This window comes from Paenibacillus gyeongsangnamensis (genome assembly GCF_027533625.1).
GTDB lineage: Bacteria > Bacillota > Bacilli > Paenibacillales > NBRC-103111 > Paenibacillus_G > Paenibacillus_G gyeongsangnamensis.
Window position 1 is genome coordinate 23,514 of sequence record NZ_JAQAGZ010000026.1, and the last position, 25,721, is coordinate 49,234.

The window sequence follows — 25,721 nt, forward strand, 5'->3', positions numbered from 1 at the left end:
GGTTTAGAGACTTACGTTGGGCGTAGACTGGAACGAATCTTGTTCAGCAAGCCCTAATTATTGTTCTTCAGCAATCGCCGAACCACCTTGACCTGCGGTGGGACCACCGCGATTTCGCTGCGCGTCTCGGTGTTCATCTCATGCAATGACCCGCCGCAGCAGGCGCAAACCTGCTCTCCTTCTGCAAGCTCGTAGGTCACCGTTTCCACAGGCAGCTCCGACAGGTCCGCCTCGCGCTTGCCGGCAGGTTTGCGACGTTCGTAGGTGATTTTCTCGGTCTCGGGCTCATGCCCTTTGGGCGTTGCCAGCACTTCCGCTTCATTAAACAGGTTCAGTTCCATGATCCCACTGCAGAATTTTGAGTTTGTCCCGCTTGCGGTTACAAAACACAAACAGTGTCAAGGAGAACGGGTTCAGTGCAAACTGTTCCTGTACGATGGCGGCCAGGCCGTCAATGGATTTGCGCTTGTCGGTGGAAACCGCAGGCCAAATAGACCTGTGAAGTACCGGCAAAATTTAACATTCGGACCCCAGTGCCGCAACCACGTCACGAAGCAGTTGCGGCTCGAAGCCAGGTCAACCCCGATCCGGGCGGAGCCGACCTGTACCCACACCGATTCGTAAGTTGGCTCTGGGGCTGTGAGGCTACGGCGCGGAATGTTGTGGATGTGGACCGCGCTTGGCTTTGCCGTTTTGGGGCTTTGTACAGCCAATATTTGAACTGATGCACCGTCAGATTCTGTTCCGCACACTAGGCCTTCATCGTTTGCCCACTTGCCTGATAGGCTGCAATATGGTTGGCCCATACTTCCTGTAACGTCTCTTCCATCGAAATCCATCCTCTAGTTCGTGTGATGGATTCATTGTGGCAGGCTTTGCTTATTTTGAACAGGTGGGCTCTGTTTGACGCTTACGCGATCAAAACTATAGCTGTGCTCATACGGTAAGTTGCATCCTCCGGGCAGAAGCGCACCCATACAACACAAAACAGGTGAGACACCTGTCATCACCTGTTTTGTTTATTAGAGAGAAGCTTTTCCCTTTCTGACGCTCTCTAAAAGATCAGCTTTTTTGCAACACAACCTGCTTATTATCCCTCTTGATAATAAGGAACAACGAGAGGATTGCGCTCAGTGAAGTAGTGCTGATGCCAGTATGGATAGATGACGGGCATCTGGCTGACTTTATCGAGTCTCGTGACCTGCTCAGCAGTGAGATTCCAGCCGACCGCGCCAAGGTTACTTTTGAGTTGCTCCTCGTTGCGAGCGCCTATAATCACGCTTGATATCGTAGGGCGCTGCAATAACCAGTTCAAGGCAATCTGCGCTACCGACTTGCCAGTCTCTTCGGCGATAGCGTCAAGGACATCTATGATTTCATACACCTTCTCGTCAGGAATCTGATATCCCACAGAGCCTATCTGCTGCAATCGGCTACCCTGAGGGGCAGGCTGGTTGCGGCGAATCTTTCCTGAGAGAAGCCCCCCGGCCAGAGGACTCCAGACAATTGTGCCAACCTTCTGGTCAAGAGCGAGCGGCATAAGTTCCCACTCGTACTCGCGCCCGACCAGGGAGTAAGAGCCCTGATAGGCCACGTAGCGCGCCCAGCCATAAGGCTGCGCGATGGCAAGAGACTTCATCAGGTGCCAGCCAGAGAAATTGGAACAGGCGATATAACGTACCTTGCCGCTTTGTACCAGGGTGTCGAGCGTTTGTAGTGTCTCTTCGACAGGAGTAAGCGCGTCAAAACCATGCACGGTATAAATATCGATATGATCCGTATTTAATCTGCGCAGACTGTCCTCACAGGCCCGGATCAGGTGATAGCGTGAGGAACCAATCGCGTTTGGCCCATCGCCCATCTGGAAAGCCGCCTTCGTGGAGATTAACAGTTGGTCTCGCTTTCCTGCGATTGCCTTACCAAGAACCTCTTCTGAGAGTCCGTTAGAGTAAACGTCAGCCGTATCGAAATGATTGACGCCTGCCTCCAGGCAGATATCAACCAGACGACGTGCTTCCTCCACGCCGGCATTGCCCCAGGCGCGATAGAAGGCATCACCGCCACCGAAGGTAGCTGCTCCAAAGCTCAGGGCAGAAACTTTCAGACCAGAACCGCCAAGCTGCCTGTATTCCATTGAATTGTTCCTCTCTTCTCTTGAGTTTAAACATACTATATGAGTGGAGAATGGATAAATCCATCATTGACGCACTTTTTGACCTTCGTCCAACTCATTCGTCGTATCGGTATCCTGGGTAATCATGACGTTATTTCGGTAGTTGTGTCCTGCCGCTTGTCGAAGGCTCTTCGGCATTCTACTCATGCCTTCTGGATTTAAGTTGTTGGTTTTAACACATCATGATCAACGTACCTCTCTCCATTGATTTCACTAATTATGTTGATAGCCACTTTTGCTCCATCGCCTGCGGTTATAATGGCATGTACGCTTACTCCTGCACAAGTTCCGGCAGCCCAAATCCTATCTATATTTGTTTTCCCATTAACATCAACATCCAATACCTTTTTTATTCTAGGCTCTGTACCCGGTTTGGTTCGAATCCCGATGGTTTCAGCCAAATCGACCAAAGCTCCTGTTGCGAGAATGACATATCTGGTCTCATATTTACCGTTTTCCGTTTGGATTTCAAAAGCACCTTCGTTAATTTGGACATCAACGGCTTTATCTCTGACAAGTTCTGCCCCAAATTTGACAGCTTGCTTTTCTCCCAGATCGACCATGTCGGGGCCGTTAATCTCCATGATACTATAAAAATTTTGAAGCCAAGCCCTTCTTGTCATTCCCTTATCATTGTCAATCAGCAGAGTCTTTTTTCCGGCTTTTGCTGCGAATATAGCTGCACTGGCACCGGCAGGACCCGCTCCGATAATGGTAATATCGTACATGTTATCGCTCCTTTTTTTAATAGTTCTATAAGTTATCTTAACCAGCGATTGAATGGATGTCCGGTTTGCCCAAGAAATCCGCACGCCGGGGTCTATGGGGTTCACCAGTTGGGTGGCCTCTCTACCCGGAGCACATGCGCAATAGCATGGACCTCTCGATTCAAAACTTAAAAACTCCCTTCTTAATTAAAAGCCGTATTCCGCCTCTTTGGCTTCGCGAATTTTGGTGTAGGTCTCTGTCAAAACGACCGTATCCTCCACCAAACGGCGGATACGAAACAGGACGTCATCGTTGGTGATTTCTTTGCGGTAAAAATCCTTTTCCTCGATAAATACATAAGTTTGAACAATTTGCGCTTTCACATATGTCAAAATGGGCTTGAGCTGCTGTTCCGCAACCAAGAAATGCCTGGACGAACCCGCGGTCACAAGTAAGCCGACAATTTTATCGCGCAATGCCTGAGGAGGCAGCAAATCAAAGATGTTCTTCAAAGTACCCGGTATGGAGGCTTGAAAAATGGGAGTACCGATGATGATCGCATCGGCCTCCATCACGGTTTTCGCCACGTGTCCGGTATCGCCCTCGTATTCCAAGTAATTGCGCCCGTCGCTAAACTGAATGTCGTACTCGGACAAATCGATCAATGTCGCGTCGGCATCGGGATATTTTTCAGCGATTTCTTTCATAGCGTAGTCGATTGCCGTTCTGGTCTTCGAACCGACGATGGATCCGGATAATCCGACGATCTTCATACCTTCGCCTCCTTATGCTTCTTGGCGGTATATTTTTTGACGGCCGGCAAAATTTCTTTCCCGATCAGCTCAATGTTCATCATTAACTTCTCAAAAGGTACTCCCCCGAAATCCATCTGCGCAATATAACGCTGATGGCCGAACAGTTCATGCTGATAAAGAATCTTTTCAATAATTTGCTGCGGGCTGCCGGTATTCAAAACATCGCGTGTATCCGCGCCTTGTGCGAAGTGCTGCTTTGGATAGCCCCCCCCGTTAGTGAGCTGTATGCCCTCATTCACGTGAGGATAGTACTCGCGCAGCGCCTGTTGCGTCGTTTCCGCCGCATAGAAGAGGCCGGCCGTTGCAACTGGGAGCTCCGACGGGTTATGTCCGCTTTGTTCGGCAGCTTCGCGGAAAGCGTCGATGGCGATTTTGAAGTTCGCAGCCGGTCCTCCTAACATTGCCAGATATATCGGAACGCCCGCATACCCCGCCTTGATCGCACTGGAAGGATGTCCGCCAACCGCGCGCCAGATCGGAATCCAACCATTCAGCGGACGCGGCAGTACCTTCGCATTCCGCAGCGGAGCGCGGAATTGTCCGCTCCAATTGACGATTTCCTCTTCATTAATCTTCAGCAGCAGTTCAAACTTTTCTTCGAACAGTTCTTCATAATCATGGAGGTCATACCCTAACAATGCAAAGTTACCTACCCGCGATGCGCGGCCGGCAACGATCTCCGTACGACCGTTCGAGATCAAATCGATCGTCGCAAAATCCTCGTACACCCTAACAGGATCCAGTGTGCTGAGGATCGTGGAAGAGCTTGCGATTTTTATTTTTTCCGTCGCTTGTGCAATGGCCGCCAGCACGACAGAATGCGCCTGAGTCGCGAAGAATTCCTGATGGCTTTCGCCTACGCTAAAGAAATCAATACCCGCTTGCTCAGCCAGCTTAGCGAATTCAATGATTTCATGAATGCGCTGCTGTGCTGAAATCCGTTTTCCTGTATGAGCGTTTGAGAGATGGTCGCCTAACGTATAGATGCCGAATTCCAGCCCTTTGCTCGGATCGATGCGATATTTCTCCATTGTAATTCCCGCCTTTCTCTTCATTGTATTATTGCTTCCCGCAGGCACCCGCCGAACAGTACCTGATCGGCCCGGAACTTCTTAAACGCATCGAGGAAGGCGGCAACAAGCTGTCAGTGGCGGGTAAGACCGCATCAGGAACCGTGTACTCTTCTTGCACCCGGCGGCGCACACGGCTCTCATTATTTTCATCCTTCTGTTCTTTTTATACGCTTTTATCTATGGAGGATATAAGCCTTAAAAATACAATGGCATTCGAGTGTTCCCGATGTCTCTTTGGTGTATTTTGGTCTCTTATGCATGATTTTTTTTAATGAAATCAACAAACGCATTAACGAACGATTGTAGGAATTTAACAGTTCCTTCATCTTTAACCTTGCCGTTTTCATCCAACAGGTCGGCAACAAAACCAATATAAGCCTCCGGTTGTTGGAGTACGGGCAAATTCAAGAATACCAGTGATTGACGTAAATGATGGTTTGCACCCAATCCACTCAGCCTACTTGGAGACTGGCTGATAATTGCAGCCGGTTTGCCATTCCATATACTTGCTCCATAAGGACGGGAACCTACATCTAGTGCGTTCTTCAATACAGCCGGTACTGAACGGTTATATTCAGGAGTTACAAACAATACAGCGTCGATTTCCTTCATTTTGTTTCGGAATGCAGTATATTCTGCCGGCACCCGGTTTTCATCATCATAATCCTGATTATATAAAGACAGGTCAATCTCTATAAATTCTGTTACATATCCTTCAGGGAATAAAGTTTCAACATTCGCTGCAAGTTTTTTGGAAAAAGATTCTTTCCGCAGGCTTCCAACTAAAATACCAACTTTCGTCATACCATATTACCTCCCAAGGTTTTATTAATCATTTTCGTTATAGTAAAGTTCTTTGACTTCCTCATTCGTCGCCCCAGTTATAACGGTTTCATGCGTTTTTTTGAGAACTGGTACTACTAAATGTTCAAGTCGCTTACCTTCAGCCGTTAATTGGATTTTGAAGAATCCTTTTTACTCAATTCTGCGTTCGGAACGAATACCGTACAGGTGACCCAGGAAGATCATTTTGAAGAAAACCTGTGAATCGATGGATGGTCTCACGTTATCTTCACTGTCATACGGATGCGTTTATCGTACCGGCTGGAACATCGATCATTTTCTAAACTACATCTACTCAACGGGGGATCTGTCGAAACTTTCAATAACCAGTTTTCCGATCATAACTTTCGATTCCAGAAGGGCATGTGCTTTCCGCAGATTCGCCGCATTGATGGGAGACAGGCGCCTGGTTTCCGTCGTACGCAGCCGTCCCATGTCAATTTCGTCCGCGATCCGGTTCAACAGCTTGTGCTGCTCCTCCATATCTTCCGTTTGAAACATTGGGCGCGTGAACATCGACTCCCAAACGAAGGTGACGCTCTTACTCTGCAGCTGAGTCAAATGAAGAGGCTCGGCCGTCCCGACAATGGAGCAAATTTTTCCCTGCGGCTTAATCGCTTCCACCATCGAGCTCCAATGCACGGCCGTATCGTACATGCAGAAAATATAATCCACATATTCGATGCCTATTGCCCGAACCTGGGGCATAAACGCTTCGTGATGGTTGATGATATGATCGGCGCCCATGCTTTTGGCCCATGCTGACGATTCCGGCCGGGACGCGGTGCCGATGACGGTGAGTCCAGCCAGCTTCGCAAGTTGGATGGCGATGGAGCCGACGCCGCCTGCGGCACCGATTATCAGGATCGTTCGGCCGCTGTTTTCCGCATGTTGGGAAGAGACGCCTAGACGGTTGTATAGCGCTTCCCAAGCCGTAATGGAAGTTAGCGGCAGAGCGGCGGCCGCGGCGAAGTCGAGAGTTCGCGGCTTTCGTCCGACGATCATCTCGTCCACCAAATGAAATTCGCTGTTAGTGCCTGGTCTTACAATACTGCCGGCATAATACACCTCGTCGCCGGGATGAAATAGCGTGCAGTCCGGTCCCGTCTCTTCGACAATTCCGGACGCATCCCAGCCGAGGACGCGCGGAACTTCTTCGCGTTTGGAATTCGATGCACGTACCCTCGTATCGACCGGGTTCACCGAGATCGCTTTGATGCGGACCAGCAGGTCTCGACCTGTAGGAGCCGGTTTCGGCACCTCCACGTCGAGCAAGCTTTCCGGGTGATCGGCCGGCAAATATTGATAAAGACCTACTGCTCTCATCGTTTCATTTGAAGACATCATCATCGGTCCTTTCGTCCTTATGATTGACTCCCTATATAGGGCTTGCTGAACACCATAATTTTCCTCTTTCTGTCGAAATTATCTACCCTGAAAATTGAAACGGAGCGTAGAATTAAAAATGGCAATACGAGAGTAGGCGCAGCCTAATCGTTTTTTTAAACGAAACTACGTCTTGCACTGTCAGGTGAATGAGGCAAGTTAGGAAGCCGTAGGGCTAGAAAGAGTGACGGTAAAACCTAAATTCTCAAGCCTTCGGGCGGACTGCTTAACCAAAATGTCCTGCTGCCTTGTAGCAAAGTAGTTAGCACCTAGCATCTCATGGATTCTTTCCTGTGCGGAAATGCGCTTCCCCGTATTCGGGTCCGGGAGGTTGTCGCCTAACGTATAAATACCGAATTCCATTCCTTTGCTCAGATCAATGTGATACATCTGCATATCCCTACCTTTCACTTGATCTTCAAATTGTATCCCGGCTTCCAATACTTTATTAAAGTTACTTACAAATATACTGTAACATACAGATTCCATATTCGTAAGTAGGCACATTAATGTGCTATAGTATACCTAATGATACCTTCAGAGGAGGACTGGGAATTGGAAAAGGTGCCGGATTGATCGACGCTCGCTACGGTTGTTGTCGATCTCAAGGCGTCCGTCCTTCAGGAATGCCGTCAGCTTGTCCCACTGGTTCAGGCTGTACGCAATCGCCTGGCCGATCAAACTCTTGGGCATCGTACGGGACTTCTGCTGACGCAGCCACGTCTGGTACACTTCCAGTATCGGACGACTTCACTCTTCTCGAGCTTTATGCCGTTACTCCGCGTCCACGCTCCCGTCAGCATGATAGTTCGGCTTGGCATGAACCGAGTGCGCCATTGAAGCACTGTGGGATATCCCATTCAATTTCTCTTCCCGGTCATAATGACAATTGCCCCGACTCTAGAAAGAGCACCTAAGCTAAAGGATTGCATTAAGGTCGTTGATGATACCGATTTTATTTGGCTTTTTGCTTCTAAGGAGCAAGTTGAAGCAAGCATCATATCCGGATGGTTTGATAAAGACGGAAATAAAGTCAATCTTTTAGAAAGTTTGCAATAGCACTATAGCAAATTAGCAAAAATACAAATAAACAGTTAATTACTTTTCTGTTTATACAAGTTTTAAAAAAGAATCTCGCCTATTGGGGGTAATATGTTACTCCACCAACAGGGCTCTGGGTTTCGAGTATTTCAGGAATGAAAATAATGCACAAGGCTTTCCTGCTGTTCGTTCGCAGTGTAGCTTTTTAAGTCCCCAGCAGGTATCGGATATTTTTTCTTAAGTGAGTGTACTGACATAGCTAACAGCTTGGGCTTCAAAGCAGCCTTATTTCCCTTCAGCCTTGCGCTGCCATCCGGGTGGATAACCGAAAGTAGAGACCGCAGGTAGATTCGGGTAAGCCTTGAAAACCAGCCGTCCGGCAAATTCATTACGGTAAAACCAATCCGCTCCGCACCCTGATGAATCATAGTAATTCCGTAAATGGCCTTTACGTTATGATAACGCGGATCTCTTTTTAATATCTCGTGCATGTACGGCAGCGCCTCCTTGACCATTTGGATTATCCGCACTGCACAATGAACCAACGATCGCGATTCGGAAACAAGGCGTGCCAATATTTCGTTGTTCAGGTGTAGCTCCATCACGCGATCTCCGCACCTCAGGATTTCATTGTCCGACAGCACAACCTCGTTTCCAAGGTATCGGCGCACACGAAAGAGAAAAAATGGAGGATCGGCATATCCGATAGGCTTTACGCCAAAGCAAAGATGAAAGAGCCGGTCCCAGCTGTGCCATAAGTAAGCCAACAACTGCCTGAAATGACGGTGTTTCTGCTTCTTAACCTGACCGTCCAGCATCATTTTCTCATCCACTCTCATAAAGGAATATCCTTTCGATAATGCTTCGCTGACGAACTCCTCCAAAGCCTCAAGCATATGCGAAGGAGCGTCCCAATCGGCTCCCAGTGTCTGCCCGCTATCATGTAGAACAATAACCGCACCGTCTTTGAGCTTCGAGATTAGGCGATTCTTGACCTTTTGTTTACCTCCTCGGCTCTTCCAATCGCCTACAATAATGGACCAAAGGATCAAACGAAATCGCGTTAACAGCAAGAAATCGAACACGTTGATTACACCCCAGGGAGGACGGTAAAATTCAGGCCTCACCCCGATAATGCGCTCTACGGCTTCAATGGATTGGAGCAGCTGCCTCCTGATCCCCCTAGGGGTCATAAATATGTTAGCCTTGTGTACATAATTATGAAGCCCTATAAGATGCCCTTCGGCGTTCATCCGTTTAATCAGCTCCGGATACCGCTCCGCTTTTGAGCCTAATACAAAAAATGTCGATTTGACGCCGAAATGCTTGAGTAAATCAAGTAATCGCGGAGTATAAAAAGGATCCGGACCGTCATCAAACGTCAAGGCAATGAAGCGTCCGGTTTCTCCCTTTTTATATGCGCCTATACCGAATAAACGAATCAACATGGTCGGAATGATTGAATAAACGCTCAAAGCTCCGATAATGTAACCTAACAGCAGATTCATCCCCATGGCTCCTTCAAATGAAAGAGAGTCTTATAAAGCCCTTTCTTTCTCCCCTTCCATCATGTAATTAATTGCAGTGAAGGCCAGCAGCGCCGCGCTTACCCAAATCGCTACTTTCGCATTAAAGGTATCGGCTACTCAGCCGCCAGCTAAATGAGGGCATTCGCATGTCGACTCCAATCCGAGTAATATGAATAAGTTCCATTTGCAAGGTTTGGTTTCTCGTCTGCTTGGTATGAGATTGGAGGAACAAGCTTTGAGAATTTGGAGTTCGCAAGTACCGCTTTCATGTGCCTTAAAGACTTAAGTTAGAACATTTTTGAAACGGTACGTACCGTTTTTATAAGTTCAATATATCTGATTTATTCGTAAATTGTCAATATGCTTTTTATATGAACTTAAGTGGAGAGTCTTTCACGTCTGAATAAACGATCCATATCAACGCTCAAGCTGCATAAGTCCTAACACTCCTCGGCAAAAGATGAAGATTCATTTCAGTGACGGGACACCTGTTTCTGCAATTTTTGAATCAACGATCTGGCTGCATGACTAAGATAGCGGTCGGAGCGAATCGTGATAACGCGGCTCGGAGCGTGATCGGCAATCCGTACAGTCCGCAGACGGGGCTCCATACTGATCACCGGCGTAACGGTTGTATTGATCGGATTTTCGGGATGGAATGCTGGCAATGACCCTCTTCATCCATCCTTTGCCCCAAGCAGAAAGGGCGAACACTACGAGAAATACACCGAAGGACACGATTGCGTTCGCGGAATGGTTCGGTACCGAGGCACCGCCGGCGCCAATCATCCTAGAGGCGGCGTAGTTGCGAGCATTTCCAACATCCTCGGGTTCCTTGTTCTCGACAATCGGCGTCGTCCCACTCTCAATATCTTAGCTCTTTGCCGACTATTTTTCAGTACCTGCTAAGCAACGGCGTCATGGTCGGCATGCTGGTTGCCTTGCTGCTGGAACAATCCTGGAAACCTAAACCTCAATCTGGACAAGCGTTCCAAATAAAAGTAAAATCGGCTTAGACTACTGAAAGCGAGTGAACTGGATGACAGACGACAGCATGAATCTGCGACCCTCTGCAGGACGGCCGCGGAGCGAAGAGTCTAAGAACGCCATACTGAACGCGACAATCGAACTGCTTAATAAATCCGGATATCCGGCGCTGACGATTGAAGGGATCGCCTCCCACGCTGGAGTAAGCAAAGCAACCATCTACCGTTGGTGGAACCACAAGACGCTATTGGTGATGGATGCATTCATTATGCTGATCGCGCCTCCAGTTGAATTGCGGGATGAGGAGACCCTTCGCGAAAATTTTTTGATGCAGCTTACCGCTTTATCAAACGTGTTCAACAGTACGATTGGCCGCACCATGCTGTCCATCATTTCCGAAAGCGCCCCGGATTCGGAGGTTTTCAAAGCCTTCTATTCGCAATACATTTTACCGAGAAGGGCTGCTGCGAGGAGAATTCTTCAAGCCAGCATATTACGCGGGGAAATCCGCTCCGACATCGACATAGACGTTGTGCTGGATATGATTTACGGTCCCATCTATTTCCGTTTCCTTATTCATAAGCGCCCTTTGGAAACGTCGTTTTTGGAAACGTTAATCGATTATACGCTTCAGGCAATACGTAGATAAAGGCGATCGACATCATATAAAATGAGCCTACAGTCTTTTAAAAAAAACTGTAGGCTCTTGCTCATTCAGTCGCCCCAGCAGATCACACCAACTGTTCATGAGACAACTCCCTCCCTTATTTACTGTCTGTTGAATCATCAATAAATCTAGTAATGACAATGGTTTAGCCAAGTTTCATCGAATTCATATACAGGGAAATCATGAGCGGAATACAAAAAACTTGGTAATGTGTACAACAGGAATCTCATATAAACTAGCAATTACTTTGCCCGATGATTTATTCCTGCCGTTTAGCGGAAAGCTGAATGAAAATAATAGTTAGGTCAAGTTGACCCAGTTGGTGCCTTGAGCTGATGCGGAGAAGAAGTATGCGAAATCCTTTCGCAACTCCTTCCAAACAATGATGTGCAGTGAACATTGGAAATTTGGGAGCGAAGGACCTTAAGGAAGGAATCTGGAGGCATGACTTTGAGACAAGGGCTTCTCTTGGAGAAGCTAGGCCAACTCAGTTTACACCTAGGAAATCAAGAAAATCGCATCCTAGCCACTGGAAGGAGGACAAAACTTATTTCTCCTAAAGTTATGTCTTGATAATGGGATGCATTATATTTATCGTTGCAAGTGAAGGTCTTCTCTCATTGATTAAATACCACAAGAAATTGCGGATATCTTCTACATTCAGCTGTTCTAAATAGACAGTTGCTATACTCGAGAAAACTTCGTACTTGTTGGGTATAGTTCTTCAATGTCTATTGTGACAGCCCCCTGGATACGAATGTCTTCTCTCATCATTAAAATTTGTTCTTTGTTATCCATGCAGTAATCTCCTTAAAATTTATCAGAAGTAGAACTGTTAACAAATTTTACGAACAGAAATGCAGCATTTTTTTCCTGCAAATCTTAAATTAAAGGGAATTTAAGAATTATTTATGATGGAAATCTACATATTTAAACGAAGGAAGGAATCTAGAATGCATGACTTTGAGAGTTTAGTAAAAGAAAGAAGGTCCGCGATCAAGTTTGTAGAGGGCATCGAGATTGGAGACAGAGAGTTGAACGAGATTTTTGAACTGGTAAAATTCGGACCATCGGCATTCAATTTGCAGCATACCAAGTATATCGTCGTCCGCGATCCAGATATCAAACAACGAATATACGAAGCCGCATATAAGCAGTTTAAAGTACGAACGGCATCCGCAGCCATTCTTGTGCTCGGCTACATGGACGCACATCTGGATGCCCCGCGAATTAACGAAGGCCTTTTGAATCTCGGCGTAATCAGCAAGCAGGAGTTCGAATATGAGGTCACCTCGGTACAATCATTCTACAATCAGAGAGGAGAAATCTTTAAGCGTGAGGAAGCAATCCGTAATGCGAATCTTTCAGCAATGCTGTTCATGCTGGCAGCCAAGCATAAGGGTTGGGATACATGCCCGATGATTGGCTTCAATCCGCAGGCGATCACGGAGGTGCTCCAGGTACCTGACCGCTACGTACCGGCTCTGCTCATAACACTAGGCAAGGAAGATACCAGCAAACGCCGCCTACGTGGCTACCGGAAGCCGGTAAATGAGTTCGTAAGCTATGATTATTTCTAGGCCTTTTACTTTTCCAGTATCGTTGATCGCAAAAACAGAATGTTTTAACACCTGTTTTTTATTTTTTCGATACATAATCCGGGAGTTCTCTCTTAACCAGTTGATTTGATCTGTTGGGACGACTCCTACGGATGAGCAAGAGCCTACAGTTTTTTACAGACTGTAGGCTCTTTTTATATGAAGTCGATCGCCCTTATCGTATTGCCTGCAGGGTATAATCGATCAACGTTACCAAATACGACGTTTCCAAATATGACGTTTCCAAGGGGCGCTTATGAATAAGGAAGCGGAAATAGATGGGACCGTAAATCATATCCAGCACAACGTCTATGTCGATGTCGGAGCGGACTTCCCCGCGTAATATGCTGGCTTGAAGAATTCTCCTCGCAGTAGCCCTTCTCGGTGAAATGTATTGCGAATAGAAGGCTTTGAAAACCTCCGAATCCGGGGCGCTTTCGGAAATGATGGACAGCATGGTGCGGCCAATCGTACTGTTGAACACGTTTGATAAAGCGGTAAGCTGCATCAAAAAATTTTCGCGAAGGGTCTCCTCATCCCGCAATTCAACTGGAGGCGCGATCAGCATAATGAATGCATCCATCACCAATAGCGTCTTGTGGTTCCACCAACGGTAGATGGTTGCTTTGCTTACTCCGGCGTGGGAGGCGATCCCTTCAATCGTCAGCGCCGGATATCCGGATTTATTAAGCAGTTCGATCGTCGCGTTCAGTATAGCGTTCTTAGACTCTTCGCTCCGTGGCCGTCCTGCAGAGGGTCGCAGATTCATGCTATCGTCTGTCATCCAGTTCACTCGCTTTCAGTAGCCTAAGCCGATTTTACATTATTTGGAACGCTTGCGACAGTTTGTGGTTTCGGTTTCCAAGATTGTTCCAGCAGCAAGGCAACCAGCATGCCGACAATGACGCCGTTGCTTAGCAGGTACTGAAAAATAGTCGGCAAAGAGCTAAAGAGACTTTGCGGGAGAAACATGACGCCCGTTCCTAACGACAGTGATAGACTATGAATGGTCAAACGGCGTTCATCGAGCGGCATTTTGAGAATGGATATCAATCCGATGCCGATCATTTGAGCAAAGGTGGCGAACATGGCTGCATAGGCAACCTGAGCGGGCAATAGTGATAGCAGCGAATAAATTCCAGGCACGAAAGAAACCACGATCAACGCGATGCAAGCGATATAAAAGGGTACGAGTCGGCGTTGGCCAGTGAGCCTGACGAATCCGGCCGATATTGACAGAGGGACGACCCCGATTGTCGAGAATAAAGAACACAGGATGTTGGAGATGCCCGCAACGACGCCGCCCCTATCGAGGGGAGTGAACTTGCGGTCGGTTTGTTCCTGTTCGCCGAGAACTTGGTGCATAGCCGCCATGCTGGCAATGACGCTGGAAATGAGGATAAAAGCAACCATTACGGCTGTAACCGTCATGCCGCCATCCAATTTCGGCATGCCCCAGGCAAACACGTCCGGCAGGTTCACGATGGAGCCCGAAGTGGGCACATTCCCAAAACCGTTAACCGTGGCATAAACAATCCAGCCGACAATGACGCCGATCAATACAGCGTAGCTCTTCATCCATCCTTTGCCCCACACAGAAAGGGCGAATACTACGAAAAATACGCCGAAGGAAACGATTGCATTAGCCGTATGGTTCGGCACCGAGGCATCGCTGGCACCAATCATGCCGTTCAATAATGTGCCGCACAGCTGAATGGTTAAGCTAATCAAATAAACACCGGTAACAAGTGGAGTAAATACTTTGAGCAGCTGATGTATCCATCCCGAAAATCCGATCAATACAACCGTTACGCCGGTGATCAGCATACCGCCTTCTAATAGTTGCAAGGTTGCGTATTGATCGGTCCCTTGCGAAGCGGCTAACTGTCCTAGCAAAATGAAGATGCCGAGCCATATCCCGGCAGGACCGTCGGCAATAGGCACCCGGTGACCGAAACGGGCGGATATAAGAGATGACAATCCTACGACAAAGAACATGCGCTGAATGAGCCCAACAATTTCTTCCGTTGGCATGTGAAATATTTTTCCTACGACAATGGGAAGCATTAACGAATTGGCTACTAAAAATACAAACCACTGCAAGGAAAAAATACCTGTGCCTATTGCTAAATGTTTCATGATCTTCTACTGACTCCTCTTCTTGGTCTTTGTTTTTAATACAATACGGAACGTTTCGTTTATTAATATGAATTTATCCGATTTGTTCGGATATGTCAATAAGAAATCCGAACGTTTGGCACCATGACTGACGATTTAATCTTGCTCGTGGATTGGATCAAGGTCAGGACCTTACTGGAAACCAATTTACAATCTGTTTGAGCTTGTGGAGATTGAAGTGCTTGTTGTAAATGCTCACAAAGTTGCGTATGCGACTTCACTCCAATTCTGCTTAATAATAAAAGCAGTAAGGATATAAGCAAAAAACGATAAGAAACAAACACTTCTAAAATAACAATTAATGAAGCTAAACCCACATCAACCAATAAAAAAAGGACCTGAAGGAGAAATTCCAAAAAATAAATTCAAGAACAATAAAAATAGATTAGGAGATGTTTAATAATGTATGAAATCGCCATTATTGGCGCTGGTCCTGCCGGGGCAAGTGCCGCTTTATTTGCCGCAAAGGCAAGCAAAAAGACTTTATTAATAACAACAACGATAAAGGAATGACCAGAAGGGCATGGTTTGAAAATTATTACGGGATCATGGAAATTGGTGGTCCAGAGATGGTGGAATTAGGAGAAAAGCAAGTTCAAAAATTCGGGGGAGAGCAAGAAGCTGTTGATATTCAAAAAAAACGGCGATGCATTCCAGATTATTCCGACTTTTTTTGCTAATTCTGTAATTACTCCCGTGGCGAGTATGATATATCTGGCTTCATAATTATCGTTTTCCGTTGCAATCACCAAACCTGGAACAGAACCAAGAATAAAAACGGTTTTAGATGTGGATGCCAGTGGTAAAACGAATATCAATGGCATTTGGGCTGCCGGCACTTGCGCGGGTGTAAGCGTACAGGCCATTATAACAGCTGGCGATGGGACAAAAACAGCAATTAATGTTATTAGTGAAATCAATGGTAAAAGATACGTAGACCACGATATATTAAAGCCGCAATAAATTTCTAAAAGGGTTTAAATGGCAAGCTTTTTCCCATTTTTACCCTTATTTATTGCCCAACTATATTTCCTTCGTTGCCAAAAAGCATCATCTTGGTCTGTCATGGAATTAGGGTATCTTCGGACGCATCAATATTAATGTTTTTTTTAACAAGCCGTAAACTTAAAACACTCGCATAAAAATCTATATTTTCCTGTTTTGATGATTTCATTGAGGTATGTTTATTCACGCGAATCACCCCTTATTATTCCCCATAATTTGCTTTCCAATTTAGGGCAGCTTAAGTCATCCATTTTTCTGCCCATTTTTCGCATTCCGTCATCATTGGTTCCAATGCCTTGCCTTTATCTGTAAGCTCATATTCAATTCTAACAGGCGTTTCATCGTACACGCGACGGATGACGATGCCTCGGTCTCCAGCTCTTTAAAACGCACTGACAGCATTCGATCACTCATGTTTTCAATAATATTAGAAATGTCTTTAAATCGCTTCGGTCCACTCATAAGCGTCCATATGATAAGTCCAATCCAACGTTTACCCAATAATTCAAAAGCTGCTTCAAACCTGGGACATATTTTATAGTTGGGCTCCATATACGCACCTCCCTATTAATTTATTATAATTAACTTTACAATAATAAGTACATGGCAGGTTAAGCCATACCTGAAGAGTATGGATAATCTCCTCATCTACCGATTCTTCGGCATGTCTGGCCGCCCAGCCAACATTCATATATTGCACGTCGCCGGCTTCCATAATGGAGTGCCCTCCGGCTTGGATCGATGTGCTCCAATCTTCCATCCACCACGTAGGTGACCGTTTGGAAACCGCGGTGCGGGTGATCAGAGAACGTGCCGCGTTTAAACCGGTCCTCCGCCATCAAGATGAACGGATCCCAATCTTTCCATCGACCTAGATCCAATACCCAAGCTTGTTGAACATGCTCTGATTACCGGGTACCTTCTTTTAGGTCAAGAAGCTGCCATTCCCAGCAAAGACCTTGATGTCCTTATTATAAACCAGTAACTATAATAAAGGAAGTAATCACTTCAATGTAGCTTAGTATCAAAAAAGAAACCGAAGATGTTTAGAGGGTAGTAGAACATCAGTTGAAGCCGATTTTGGCTTAGTATGAAAGCACAGATCGTTCAGACCTACGTATAATCGAAGAAAAGGATTTCCATCACAAAGAAATTATCAATGATGATGCCCTCTTTCGAATTTAACGTCTCGTTGAGGATACCGTTTTGTTAGCAAAAACTTATTCGAAGCTTCGCGAAGAGAAAGAAGCAGAATACGGTTTTTAATCATAACGCAACCAATCATTTGATAGGTCGGGTAGACTCTTTGGTAATTAATCTAGTAACATAGTGGGTACTCAAAGAATTGAAGACGGCAGGGATTATGGAGCAGCATGTCTACCCCGAAACGCCAGTGCGTGTGGAATATGAACTTTCAGAGAAGGGGCGGAATTTTAAACCTGTAATTGATCAAGTTCAGCAATGGGCTAATCTGTGGTTAGATGGCATTATGGTTTGTTAGACAGTATCGTGGACAAGTATATGAGTAGAGCACAGCTGTATTGATGCGCCATCCGAAAGTGGGTGGCGCATGTTATTTCCCTGTTTGTGGTGAATTCCAAAAGCTCTTGTTGCACTAACCTCCCGTTTGTTGAGCGAATTGCAGAATAACTAAAACAAGCGATGGATCGGTTCCATCGCCGTGCTATCGTTTTCCGTTAGCGTAATCTCCTATCCAACTTGACGACCATCCCATAGTTGGAGGACGAACAAGCGGCCATACCGAGTGGGCAGTCCACCTTGCCTGTGGCATGGGGACAACGGAATTTCAGGTGATCGCCATCGGCTCCCCAATAGGTCATAGCAAAGCCCATCTGTAGCAGGGTGTACCGCTGGAGATCATCCCTGCAGGCGGTTCCCTCTCAATGCGAAGGTTCATTGGAATAATCGCCTGAGCTTTTACGTTCCGTGCGACTTCATAGTTTTTGAGTTGGTCATAGCCGGCGTCAAGCACAAAGAAGCTCACTTTCGTTCCAGCAGCTACCTGTGCCATAAGAACAGGAGCCATATCGCCGTCATTGACATGAGCCGGTGTAATAGACAGCGCCATGGGCAGCTCACTTGTTGTGTCAACGGCAAGATGCAGCTTATAACCAAACCACTTAACCTTATTGCCAAAGGAATCGAACTTCGCGCCCCAGTTGGCATTTCCGGTTAGCTCGCTTTTCCGTTTCGGCTCTTTTTTCTCATAGGCTTGAATCCGCCATCAAGGCCGGTTATGCGGGCGTTCCGATGTTTTTGGCAGCTTTAGGCGGCCCGGTAACCAGCTTTAAGCCGTCGATCAATGCATTCCGTGAGGCTGCGCAGCGAAATGGATACGATCCGGCAAAACTCCCGATTACGTTGGCCGGATTGTTCCACGCCGCCGATACAACCCAGCAGGCGTTGAAAGAAATGTATCCCCACATGAATCAGGGCATGGAGCTCACCAACGGAAGGGGCTATCCGAAGCAGCTTTTTGCACAAGGTGCGGATCCGCACGACGTCTTGAACATCGGCACTCCTGAGCAGATCATTGAGAAAATTCTTTATCAGCATGAACTATTCGGCCATCAGCGGTATATCGCCAAATTGATTTTGGAGGCGTACCTTCCGACAGGGTAAAGAGAAACATCGAACTGATCGCAAAGAAAATCATGCCAGCCGTCAAAAAATATACTGCAAAGGAAGCATGAGGAGGCGAAGGTATGAAGATCGTCGGATTATCCGGATCCATCGTCGGTTCGAAGACCAGAACGGCAATCGACTACGCTATGAAAAAAATCGCTGAAAAATATCCCGATGCCGACGCGACATTGATCGATTTGTCCGAGTACGACATTCAGTTTAGCGACGGGCGCAATTACTTGGAATACGAGGGCGATACCGGACACGTGGCGAAAACCGTGATGGAAGCCGATGCGATCATCATCGGTACTCCCATTTTTCAAGCCTCCATACCGGGTACTTTGAAGAACATCTTTGATTTGCTTCCTCCACAGGCATTGCGCGATAAAATTGTCGGCTTACTTGTGACCGCGGGTTCGCCCAGGCATTTCTTGGTTGCGGAACAGCAGCTCAAGCCCATTTTGACATATAGTCGAAACTATGGCTCATGTTGCAGCCTCCCTTGCCCATGAAGTCCGCAATCCACTTACAGCAGTTATGGAATTTCTGAAATTAATCCGTGATGATTCTATCTCAAAAGAAAAGACCCAGCAATATATTGATATTTGAGTTGAAGAGATTAAGCGGACGCTGTCTCAACAGGAAAAGTGAAGTTCCGTATTGACCGCGAATCCTTATATGCAAAGATAACTATAAATGATAATGGAATTGGAATGAGCCAAGAGCAACTTGCGCGGCTGGGAACCATTTATTTTTCAACAAAAAACAAAGGTACAGGATTGGGACTTACGTTTTCTTATCAATTAATCCGTTCGATGAACGGTGCTGTATTATCTGTACGAAGTACATCAGGAAAAGGAGCAGAATTCATCATCTCGTTACCTTTAACCAACTGACTACTATCATTTTGAACAACTTCGACTACAACAATTCATGAAGATAGGATGATGTATAGATTAGGGGATTCTTGGGAGGTGGAATTATAATTATAGTACTTTATCGAAAGTTACTCCTATAGAAAAAAACAAAATGTAAGGAAATTACCGGAACAGCCCTATAAGTACAGGATATATTGCGAGGCATGACAAGCTTGGAAACCTTTAAATTAAAAACCGACCTCGCATTACGAACGATAGGTTTTTAATAAGTTCAAATATTTTGTCTGAGAGATTCCGTTAACGAGTTGAGTCAGTGCCTGCCTGATTGGCGTAGCCGGACGACCGAGCAGATTTCGAAAATCATGGCTTTCCATCTCCAGTGCGCCTTGCCGAATGCCTTGCTGGATAGCTACAAGCATGGAGATGACGAAGTCGGGTACAGCCGTGCCTTTCATGATGTCGGCATACGTGGCGTCATCGACCTGTTGTACATGTACTTCCTTGCTTAATACCGTACCAAGCTCAGACGCCAGTTCTTCTTGAGTCAGCAGTTTACCCGAAAGCTCATAGATCGTATTCTCGTGTCCGGGCCCCACCAAAACGGTTGCTACTGCCTCCGCGTAATCTTGCTGCAGCGCCCAGCCCACCTTGCCGTTTCCTGCGGACGTCACCCAATGAGCTCCCGCCATCACGCCTTGAATGCTTGCAATTTCATTCTCCAAGTACCAGTTGTTGTGTAAGAAGGAGTAAGGAATGCCTGTTTTCATAATAGCGTCCTCTGATGCCTGATGCGTTGGAGCAAGGCGTGCTTTCCTTTGCGTTCGACAAGCTGGTATAAATTTTACTTCAGCACGCTCTGCAGCAGTTACAGCATTTGTATATTGTCGAATTCTTGTTTCGTTGTCTCCATCTGCAGAAATCAGTAATAAGCGATCGATCCCTGCAAAAGCAGTATCCAATGTTTCCGGACGGTCAAAATCGCCTTGGCGAATCTCTACCCCGCGAGCTCGTAATCCTTCCGCTTTTTCCGGATTCCGTACACTGATAGCCAGTTGACTCGCCGGTACAGTTTTCAATAACGTGTCTACCACTTTCGTTCCCAATCTCCCTGTTGCGCCTGTGACTAACGTTTTCATGTCCTATTCCTCCAAAATATGTATGTTGTGATTTTTAACATTCCCAGTATTCTTTCGATTTCGTGTCGCAATTAAAAATCCCCTGTACCAAAATAATCTGATACAGGGGAAGTGTTGATTCATAAATCGATCGAATTTATTTTTTTACAGCATGATACCGTCTAGACACTTCTGCCCAGTTGATCACATTGAAGAAAGCTTGAATATAATCCGGACGTTTGTTTTGATATTTCAAGTAGTAAGCATGTTCCCACACGTCAATTCCGAGAAGAGGCGTATCACCCTCCATAATCGGACTGTCCTGATTCGGGAGGGAGTACACTTTCAGTTTGCCATCTTTGCTGACAACAAGGAACGCCCAACCAGAGCCAAAACGGGTGGTAGCAGCAGCTGTGAAAGCTTCCTTAAACTTGGCAAATCCGCCCAAATCATTTTCAATTGCAGCCACAAGCTCACCGGTCGGTGCCCCGCCTGCGTTAGGGGCAATCGTTTGCCAGAAAAGAGAGTGGTTGGCATGACCGCCTCCGTTGTTCCGAACCGCCGTGCGGATTTCTTCCGGAACGGATGCCAAATCGCCAATCAGTGCTTCAATAGTTTTTTCGTGCAGCTCCGGATGCTTGTCAAGTGCCGCATTTAAATTAGTAACGTATGTGTTATGGTGCCGATCGTGATGGATCATCATTGTTATTTCATCGATATAAGGCTCAAGTGCATTGTTTGCGTAAGGCAGTTGCGGAAGTTGATGTGCCATGGTTATTTCCTCCTAATGATAAAGTTTGGTATGACATATTTATTTACTTATTTAAGAAGCTTGTCGCCCGGCTTCCAGTTGACAGGGCACAGACCACCCGATTGAAGGGCCTGCAAAATGCGAAGGGTTTCGTCAACACTGCGGCCAACGTTCATATCGGTTACGACCTGATAGCGCAGAATGCCTTCCGGGTCGATAATAAACAATCCGCGATGGGCGGCTTTGGTTTCATCGTCCAAAACCCCATAAGCTTGTGCCACTTCTTTGCTAAAGTCAGAGGCCATCGGAAACTTAATTTCACCGATTCCGTTCTGGTCGCGTGGAGTTTGCGTCCAAGCCCGATGGGTATAAACACTATCGACGGACGCACCTACGATTTCACAATCCAGTTCTTTAAATTGCTCGTAGCTGTCGCTGAAAGCGATGATTTCCGTCGGACATACGAACGTGAAATCAAATGGCCAGAAGAAAAAGACAAGCCATTTGCCGCGGTAATGCTCTAGCGATACATATTCCTCCAAAGTATCCATGTTTTTTGTTGATACCATCTTGAAGGACGGCGCCGGCAGCCCGACTTTAGCAAAGGGATATTGGTTCGATGCAGCAGCTTGTGTCATGTTATCATTTCTCCTTCTAATATTGTTTTATGATGATAATCCAAGAGCTTTATTTAGTTGAGTAAGATTCATTCCTAGAATTTTCTTATCTCCAACGACAGTGACCGGCACAGACCGCATGCCTGTATTCCATAATTCCTCAGCGAATGTTTCATTGAGATCGATATTTCTTTCTTCGTATACAACGTGCTGTTCGTTGAGATATTTTTTTAGCTGACCGCAATAATGACAGTTCGTGCTGGAATAAACAATAACGTTAGGCTTGTCTGTCATGGTTATATGTCCTCCTCTCTATATTCAAACGGCAATTTCGGTTTCAACCAATTCCAGGTATTTTTCACAATCTAGCGCGGCCATACACCCGGTACCTGCAGCACTGATTGCCTGCCGATATCTACTGTCTTGAACGTCTCCACATGCGAATACGCCCGGAATGTTCGTTTGTGTAGTACCCGGTTTCACAAGAAGATAACCGTGATCATCTGTTGTTAACTGTCCACCGAGAAACTTCGTATTCGGCGTATGTCCAATGGCAATGAACACGCCGTCGGCATCAATAATCTCTTCAGCAGCTGAATCGTTATTTCTCAATTTCAGTCCGGTCACTCCGTTTTCCCCGGCTATAACCTCAAGTGGAGTGCGGTTCAACATCCAGCGAATTTTACCATTTACCCGAGTGCGCTCTTGCATAATTTTGGATCCACGAAGTTCTGTACGCCGATTGACTAAAACGACTTCAGAAGCGAAACGAGTCAAATAATTCGCTTCCTCCATCGCTGAGTCGCCGCCGCCAATCACTATAATTTTTTTATTTCTGAAGAAAAATCCATCGCAAGTCGCGCATGTGCTCACTCCGCGGCCTACATTTTCTTTTTCCCCGGGGATTCCGAGGTACTTTGCCGATGCCCCTGTTGAAACAATCACCGACTCAGCAAGTATGTCACCCGTTCCCTCGACGTTCAATCTGAACGGTCTTTCGGAGAAATCGACGAAGTTGACCCAACCGTTTTTGAATATGGCTCCGAAACGTTCTCCTTGCTTTCGCATATTCTCCATAAGTTCCGGTCCTAGAATGCCGTCCGGAAAGCCGGGGAAGTTTTCCACTTCGGTGGTTGTTGTGAGTTGTCCGCCCGGTTCCGACCCTTCAATAACGAGAGGTGCTAATCCTGCCCTGGCCAAGTAGATAGCCGCTGTCAATCCGCCGGGTCCTGTACCGATAATCACTGTTTTATACAATAAAGATCACCTCTCCTCTTTAGAATAATTATAAATAAGTTATACTGTCATCATATCATTCGCTGTTTAATCCTTCATGAAGTAACCGTGAAGACAACATGAATGCTTAATGAAGGTATCATAAAGATTTTATGAAGACATCAGCTGCAACAATGGCGGCTCCTTGATTAGAAAAAATAGATACGTACTACCATTATTTTGGTAAAACACCTTCCCACTTGAAACCCAAGAATCAACATCAGCTTGTGAAGCCCCTCGTTCCATCATCCTTTGAGCATCGCGTTAAACGCCTCTACGATCTACAGGTAAGAGCGCATCGGATGTATGGGAGTTTATCAAACTTATTCGGAAAGCCTCTTCATGAGCAATCCGAGCCTGTCTAAATTTTGTTCATTCGCCCCTTCGCAAATTGGTTTTAGCTGGGTGTATTCTTCCTCTGTTTCGAAAGTCTGCCGGAAAGTGATCTCTGTTCCACCGTCAACGTCCTCGAATGTAGCAGTCAGAATAAAGTGAGGTCTGGTTTCGTGCCTCAGCACAATACATTCGGGCCCGATTTCATGAAAAACGCTTCGGTACGGATAGTCGGCTCCATTAGGGCCATGCATTGTATATTCCCAAAGTCCTCCGGGTCTTAAATCGAAAGTGTGGAAAGTATTCGTGAAACCGTTAGGTCCCCACCACTGGGCGAGGAGTTCCGGCTCCGTCCAAGCCCGGTACACCAAATTTCAAAGGGCATCGAACTTTCGACGAGACACGAGTTCGAAGGTGTCTGCGTTACTTTTCCCAGTATTTCCCAAGAAGGTCCAGCAATTCCTTAGTTCCATGCTTACGTTGTTCTGGCGTATCGTGGCCGTCGAAAAACGTTCCTGTTCTGTAAATATCAGTTTGACCCAGCTGCTGTTATTTTCCACGCGCGGGGTGATGTCATAGAGCAAATCCTGCCGGGTGAACCCGAATACGTCGGGAATGGCGGCCGTCGCGATATCCGGTATGTTGCCGGCGGTAATCAGGTCGTCGATTCTGGTACCGGTTCCCAGACTAGATAAGGCTGCGATCGCTCCCTATATGTTAACGCTTCCATTCTTTCGGTTATTATTTTATCAGGCTAGAATTCTTGTGGGGTGGGGTTCGTTCGGTGCGGAAATGATCCGCCTGTGAGCAGCCGTAGCAATGGCCGCTCACCCGGGGATTCTGGAATTGGAATGATCTAAGAAGCGGAAGAATCGGTAGAGGCTTGAACTTTGGTTTTCGTGCTTTCCGAAGCGGCTTTGATCTTGTTCAGAAAATCGCGGACTTGCTCGAACGGAGGTTCGCTCAGATCCTTGGGATGATTCGCGTCCCCGTTTACCCACAGCGTCTCAAGCGGAATATACCCGCGGTAATTGCTGTATCGAAGGCGCGTGAAGAGCTCCTCCAGATCGATCAAAACGTCCGTATCGGCGCCGGCAGGCTTGCGCTTCACCTGGAAATTTACCGTATATGGAAGAACCGCTTCAATATCGTCATACCAGGAGTAACCGAGCCCGCTCTGGGAGCGGAAAGTCTTGAAGAAGCCCGTATCGTTGATCAGTCCGATATTGGGGTGATCCACCCACTGCAGGATACGGATGACCTGATCGGCCGTACACACCATGTCGCCATGATTCTGCATTCCGACTACGACCCCTTTGCTTGCGCCATACTCGGCACACTCTCTTAAGGCCGGGACGATCCGCTCCCTTGCGATGGTTTCCCAATCGGAGCTTTCAATGTCCTTCGGAACGGCGCCGTTGAACACCCGCATGACGGGCGCCCCCATCTCGGCGGCTACGTCGATCCAGTACTTCGTTCGCTTCACATCCAGCGCACGTCTCTCTGCACTCGGATCGGCAAAATCGTTCTTGACCCCCGTCCCGCTGATGGCGATGCCAAGCTCGCTGCACAGCTGTTTGATGCTGCGGGCATACGCATAGATTTCTTCGTCGGATTTCGTCGGCATCGTAACGTTGTCATAGCCGGGGATATAGTACGAAGTAATATCAACCGCATCGAATCCGGCTTCTTTGGCGAAGCGGATCACCTCCATCGTATCGATCGGAGGCGCTCCTTCCGTGCTCCCTTTCATCCACGAGTTCAAATTGTGGCTGAAGCTGTAGAAGTTCAGCCCGATCTTGTAGTCCCCTGTATAATACGGACCTCTGCGGCTGTTTTGCAGGTAATGGCTTGTCGGAATTTGCTCATAAATATTGGCGGACGAATGCTCATTCGATTGCGAAGTGTTCATAGCCATGCTCCTCTCTTATAATCTGTATTTGAATTGAAAGCAGCAACCTTCGTTAGCGCTTACATTTCTATATAAGACCAAGTCGGGTGATATCCGATTAGCATCAGAAATATTAACGATAACAAAAATGCATGTGTGCAGTTTTTTTGAAAGATCAGAGGTGGAATCTCTAGTTCACACTGTTATGTACA

23 protein-coding genes and 13 pseudogenes are annotated in these 25,721 nt (G+C 46.7%); 9 read left to right on the forward strand and 27 right to left on the reverse strand.

Going from position 1 to position 25,721, the window contains the following annotated elements; translation table 11 throughout:
* Positions 1-71: 71 nt before the first annotated feature.
* From O9H85_RS30760 to O9H85_RS30815, 14 genes and pseudogenes are all read right to left on the reverse strand, one after another.
* Positions 72-341, reverse strand: a pseudogene (locus O9H85_RS30760) (IS66 family transposase zinc-finger binding domain-containing protein); the annotation flags it as partial.
* Positions 322-513, reverse strand: a complete 192-nt coding sequence (gene tnpB, locus O9H85_RS37995; RefSeq protein ID WP_409348228.1) for an IS66 family insertion sequence element accessory protein TnpB — start codon at positions 511-513, stop codon at positions 322-324. The gene tnpB and the pseudogene O9H85_RS30760, both read right to left, overlap by 20 nt.
* Positions 514-1,090: 577 nt before the next feature.
* Positions 1,091-2,134, reverse strand: coding sequence for an aldo/keto reductase (locus O9H85_RS30765; protein ID WP_269885222.1), 1,044 nt, complete (start codon positions 2,132-2,134; stop codon positions 1,091-1,093).
* 197 nt (positions 2,135-2,331) lie between these two features.
* On the reverse strand, positions 2,332-2,901 hold the full coding sequence (locus tag O9H85_RS30770; protein WP_269885223.1) for an FAD-dependent oxidoreductase: 570 nt from the start codon (positions 2,899-2,901) through the stop codon (positions 2,332-2,334).
* 186 nt (positions 2,902-3,087) lie between these two features.
* Positions 3,088-3,654 carry an NADPH-dependent FMN reductase gene (locus tag O9H85_RS30775; protein WP_269885224.1) on the reverse strand — a complete coding sequence of 189 codons (567 nt, stop codon included), beginning with the start codon at positions 3,652-3,654 and terminating at the stop codon, positions 3,088-3,090.
* On the reverse strand, positions 3,651-4,727 hold the full coding sequence (locus O9H85_RS30780) for an LLM class flavin-dependent oxidoreductase (protein ID WP_269885225.1): 1,077 nt from the start codon (positions 4,725-4,727) through the stop codon (positions 3,651-3,653). The genes O9H85_RS30775 and O9H85_RS30780 overlap by 4 nt, the downstream gene beginning before the upstream one ends.
* A gap of 294 nt (positions 4,728-5,021) precedes the next feature.
* Complete coding sequence (locus O9H85_RS30785) at positions 5,022-5,573, reverse strand: NADPH-dependent FMN reductase (protein WP_269885226.1); 552 nt, start codon at positions 5,571-5,573, stop codon at positions 5,022-5,024.
* Positions 5,574-5,744: 171 nt separating this feature from the next.
* Entirely contained in the window at positions 5,745-5,834 is a 90-nt protein-coding gene (locus O9H85_RS30790) for a transposase (RefSeq protein WP_409348229.1), read from the reverse strand.
* Between the two features lie 69 nt (positions 5,835-5,903).
* Positions 5,904-6,956, reverse strand: a complete 1,053-nt coding sequence (locus O9H85_RS30795) for a zinc-binding alcohol dehydrogenase family protein (protein ID WP_269885304.1) — start codon at positions 6,954-6,956, stop codon at positions 5,904-5,906.
* A gap of 201 nt (positions 6,957-7,157) precedes the next feature.
* Positions 7,158-7,487: a hypothetical protein gene (locus O9H85_RS37580; protein WP_333474288.1), complete on the reverse strand. Its 330-nt coding sequence runs from the start codon at positions 7,485-7,487 to the stop codon at positions 7,158-7,160.
* 90 nt (positions 7,488-7,577) lie between these two features.
* Positions 7,578-7,748: pseudogene (locus O9H85_RS30805) on the reverse strand (IS66 family transposase); the annotation flags it as partial.
* 440 nt (positions 7,749-8,188) lie between these two features.
* Positions 8,189-9,124 carry a YkoP family protein gene (locus O9H85_RS30810; protein ID WP_269885227.1) on the reverse strand — a complete coding sequence of 312 codons (936 nt, stop codon included), beginning with the start codon at positions 9,122-9,124 and terminating at the stop codon, positions 8,189-8,191.
* A 12-nt stretch (positions 9,125-9,136) separates the two neighbouring features.
* Positions 9,137-9,553 (reverse strand): annotated as a pseudogene (locus O9H85_RS38000) (polysaccharide deacetylase family protein); the annotation flags it as partial.
* Between the two features lie 488 nt (positions 9,554-10,041).
* Positions 10,042-10,236, reverse strand: a complete 195-nt coding sequence (locus O9H85_RS30815; RefSeq protein ID WP_269885228.1) for a hypothetical protein — start codon at positions 10,234-10,236, stop codon at positions 10,042-10,044.
* Between the two features lie 386 nt (positions 10,237-10,622).
* Between O9H85_RS30815 and O9H85_RS30820 the strand changes: the two genes are divergently transcribed.
* Both O9H85_RS30820 and O9H85_RS30825 read left to right on the forward strand, forming a co-directional pair.
* Positions 10,623-11,204, forward strand: a complete 582-nt coding sequence (locus O9H85_RS30820; protein WP_269885229.1) for a TetR/AcrR family transcriptional regulator — start codon at positions 10,623-10,625, stop codon at positions 11,202-11,204.
* A 971-nt stretch (positions 11,205-12,175) separates the two neighbouring features.
* On the forward strand, positions 12,176-12,802 hold the full coding sequence (locus O9H85_RS30825) for a nitroreductase family protein (RefSeq protein WP_269885230.1): 627 nt from the start codon (positions 12,176-12,178) through the stop codon (positions 12,800-12,802).
* 193 nt (positions 12,803-12,995) lie between these two features.
* On the opposite strand, the gene O9H85_RS30830 is transcribed toward O9H85_RS30825, so the two are convergent.
* Both O9H85_RS30830 and O9H85_RS30835 read right to left on the reverse strand, forming a co-directional pair.
* The gene (locus O9H85_RS30830) at positions 12,996-13,589 is read right to left on the reverse strand and encodes a TetR/AcrR family transcriptional regulator (RefSeq protein WP_269885231.1); all 594 of its coding nucleotides are present in this window, start codon (positions 13,587-13,589) and stop codon (positions 12,996-12,998) included.
* A gap of 38 nt (positions 13,590-13,627) precedes the next feature.
* Complete coding sequence (locus O9H85_RS30835; RefSeq protein ID WP_269885232.1) at positions 13,628-14,959, reverse strand: purine/pyrimidine permease; 1,332 nt, start codon at positions 14,957-14,959, stop codon at positions 13,628-13,630.
* 102 nt (positions 14,960-15,061) lie between these two features.
* Here O9H85_RS30835 and O9H85_RS38230 point away from each other — a divergent pair.
* Positions 15,062-15,203, forward strand: a pseudogene (locus O9H85_RS38230) (IS110 family transposase); the annotation flags it as partial.
* A 197-nt stretch (positions 15,204-15,400) separates the two neighbouring features.
* Positions 15,401-15,961, forward strand: a pseudogene (locus O9H85_RS30840) (FAD-dependent oxidoreductase).
* A gap of 280 nt (positions 15,962-16,241) precedes the next feature.
* Here the strand turns inward: O9H85_RS30840 and O9H85_RS30845 are convergent.
* Together O9H85_RS30845 and O9H85_RS30850 are read right to left on the reverse strand one after the other, a co-directional pair.
* Positions 16,242-16,555: pseudogene (locus O9H85_RS30845) on the reverse strand (winged helix-turn-helix transcriptional regulator).
* Between the two features lie 52 nt (positions 16,556-16,607).
* Positions 16,608-16,905, reverse strand: a pseudogene (locus tag O9H85_RS30850) (pirin family protein); the annotation flags it as partial.
* Between the two features lie 151 nt (positions 16,906-17,056).
* On the opposite strand from O9H85_RS30850, the pseudogene O9H85_RS38005 reads away from it, so the two are divergent.
* Together O9H85_RS38005 and O9H85_RS30855 are read left to right on the forward strand one after the other, a co-directional pair.
* Positions 17,057-17,269: pseudogene (locus O9H85_RS38005) on the forward strand (FMN reductase); the annotation flags it as partial.
* Positions 17,270-17,348: 79 nt separating this feature from the next.
* Positions 17,349-17,504 (forward strand): winged helix-turn-helix transcriptional regulator, encoded by a 156-nt coding sequence (locus O9H85_RS30855; protein ID WP_269885233.1) that lies wholly within the window; start codon positions 17,349-17,351, stop codon positions 17,502-17,504.
* A 211-nt stretch (positions 17,505-17,715) separates the two neighbouring features.
* Here the strand turns inward: O9H85_RS30855 and O9H85_RS30860 are convergent.
* Positions 17,716-18,242, reverse strand: a pseudogene (locus O9H85_RS30860) (transposase); the annotation flags it as partial.
* Between O9H85_RS30860 and O9H85_RS30865 the strand changes: the two are divergent.
* The 3 pseudogenes from O9H85_RS30865 to O9H85_RS38010 all read left to right on the forward strand — a co-directional run.
* Positions 18,242-18,717, forward strand: a pseudogene (locus tag O9H85_RS30865) (LLM class flavin-dependent oxidoreductase); the annotation flags it as partial. The pseudogenes O9H85_RS30860 and O9H85_RS30865 sit on opposite strands and share 1 nt — an antisense overlap.
* Before the next feature lie 12 nt (positions 18,718-18,729).
* A pseudogene (locus O9H85_RS30870) lies at positions 18,730-19,125 on the forward strand (NADPH-dependent FMN reductase); the annotation flags it as partial.
* Positions 19,121-19,545 (forward strand): annotated as a pseudogene (locus O9H85_RS38010) (ATP-binding protein); the annotation flags it as partial. The pseudogenes O9H85_RS30870 and O9H85_RS38010, both read left to right, overlap by 5 nt.
* Before the next feature lie 227 nt (positions 19,546-19,772).
* On the opposite strand, the gene O9H85_RS30875 reads toward O9H85_RS38010, so the two are convergent.
* The 8 genes and pseudogenes from O9H85_RS30875 to O9H85_RS30910 form a co-directional block, all read right to left on the reverse strand.
* Positions 19,773-20,663, reverse strand: coding sequence for an SDR family oxidoreductase (locus tag O9H85_RS30875; RefSeq protein WP_269885234.1), 891 nt, complete (start codon positions 20,661-20,663; stop codon positions 19,773-19,775).
* Positions 20,664-20,799: 136 nt separating this feature from the next.
* Complete coding sequence (locus O9H85_RS30880; RefSeq protein WP_269885235.1) at positions 20,800-21,414, reverse strand: superoxide dismutase; 615 nt, start codon at positions 21,412-21,414, stop codon at positions 20,800-20,802.
* Between the two features lie 47 nt (positions 21,415-21,461).
* Positions 21,462-22,031, reverse strand: coding sequence for a peroxiredoxin (locus O9H85_RS30885; protein ID WP_269885236.1), 570 nt, complete (start codon positions 22,029-22,031; stop codon positions 21,462-21,464).
* Positions 22,032-22,058: 27 nt separating this feature from the next.
* Positions 22,059-22,304: a glutaredoxin family protein gene (locus O9H85_RS30890; RefSeq protein WP_269885237.1), complete on the reverse strand. Its 246-nt coding sequence runs from the start codon at positions 22,302-22,304 to the stop codon at positions 22,059-22,061.
* A 24-nt stretch (positions 22,305-22,328) separates the two neighbouring features.
* Complete coding sequence (trxB, locus tag O9H85_RS30895) at positions 22,329-23,267, reverse strand: thioredoxin-disulfide reductase (protein ID WP_269885238.1); 939 nt, start codon at positions 23,265-23,267, stop codon at positions 22,329-22,331.
* A gap of 341 nt (positions 23,268-23,608) precedes the next feature.
* Positions 23,609-23,986, reverse strand: coding sequence for an SRPBCC domain-containing protein (locus O9H85_RS30900; RefSeq protein ID WP_333474289.1), 378 nt, complete (start codon positions 23,984-23,986; stop codon positions 23,609-23,611).
* A 55-nt stretch (positions 23,987-24,041) separates the two neighbouring features.
* Positions 24,042-24,154, reverse strand: a pseudogene (locus tag O9H85_RS30905) (polyketide cyclase); the annotation flags it as partial.
* A gap of 320 nt (positions 24,155-24,474) precedes the next feature.
* Positions 24,475-25,530, reverse strand: coding sequence for a sugar phosphate isomerase/epimerase family protein (locus tag O9H85_RS30910; RefSeq protein WP_269885240.1), 1,056 nt, complete (start codon positions 25,528-25,530; stop codon positions 24,475-24,477).
* Positions 25,531-25,721: the final 191 nt, after the last annotated feature.

Excerpts from the sequence above, each read along its gene's own strand:
- O9H85_RS30765 (WP_269885222.1), bottom strand. The coding sequence starts at position 2,134 with ATGGAATACAGGCAGCTTGGCGGTTCTGGTCTGAAAGTTTCTGCCCTG.
- O9H85_RS30770 (WP_269885223.1), bottom strand. The coding sequence starts at position 2,901 with ATGTACGATATTACCATTATCGGAGCGGGTCCTGCCGGTGCCAGTGCA.
- O9H85_RS30775 (WP_269885224.1), bottom strand. The coding sequence starts at position 3,654 with ATGAAGATCGTCGGATTATCCGGATCCATCGTCGGTTCGAAGACCAGA.
- O9H85_RS30780 (WP_269885225.1), bottom strand. The coding sequence starts at position 4,727 with ATGGAGAAATATCGCATCGATCCGAGCAAAGGGCTGGAATTCGGCATC.
- O9H85_RS30785 (WP_269885226.1), bottom strand. The coding sequence starts at position 5,573 with ATGACGAAAGTTGGTATTTTAGTTGGAAGCCTGCGGAAAGAATCTTTT.
- O9H85_RS30795 (WP_269885304.1), bottom strand. The coding sequence starts at position 6,956 with ATGTCTTCAAATGAAACGATGAGAGCAGTAGGTCTTTATCAATATTTG.
- O9H85_RS37580 (WP_333474288.1), bottom strand. The coding sequence starts at position 7,487 with ATGGAATCTGTATGTTACAGTATATTTGTAAGTAACTTTAATAAAGTA.
- O9H85_RS30820 (WP_269885229.1), top strand. The coding sequence starts at position 10,623 with ATGAATCTGCGACCCTCTGCAGGACGGCCGCGGAGCGAAGAGTCTAAG.
- O9H85_RS30825 (WP_269885230.1), top strand. The coding sequence starts at position 12,176 with ATGCATGACTTTGAGAGTTTAGTAAAAGAAAGAAGGTCCGCGATCAAG.
- O9H85_RS30830 (WP_269885231.1), bottom strand. The coding sequence starts at position 13,589 with ATGAATCTGCGACCCTCTGCAGGACGGCCACGGAGCGAAGAGTCTAAG.
- O9H85_RS30835 (WP_269885232.1), bottom strand. The coding sequence starts at position 14,959 with ATGAAACATTTAGCAATAGGCACAGGTATTTTTTCCTTGCAGTGGTTT.
- O9H85_RS30875 (WP_269885234.1), bottom strand. The coding sequence starts at position 20,663 with ATGAAAACGTTAGTCACAGGCGCAACAGGGAGATTGGGAACGAAAGTG.
- O9H85_RS30880 (WP_269885235.1), bottom strand. The coding sequence starts at position 21,414 with ATGGCACATCAACTTCCGCAACTGCCTTACGCAAACAATGCACTTGAG.
- O9H85_RS30885 (WP_269885236.1), bottom strand. The coding sequence starts at position 22,031 with ATGACACAAGCTGCTGCATCGAACCAATATCCCTTTGCTAAAGTCGGG.
- O9H85_RS30890 (WP_269885237.1), bottom strand. The coding sequence starts at position 22,304 with ATGACAGACAAGCCTAACGTTATTGTTTATTCCAGCACGAACTGTCAT.
- O9H85_RS30910 (WP_269885240.1), bottom strand. The coding sequence starts at position 25,530 with ATGAACACTTCGCAATCGAATGAGCATTCGTCCGCCAATATTTATGAG.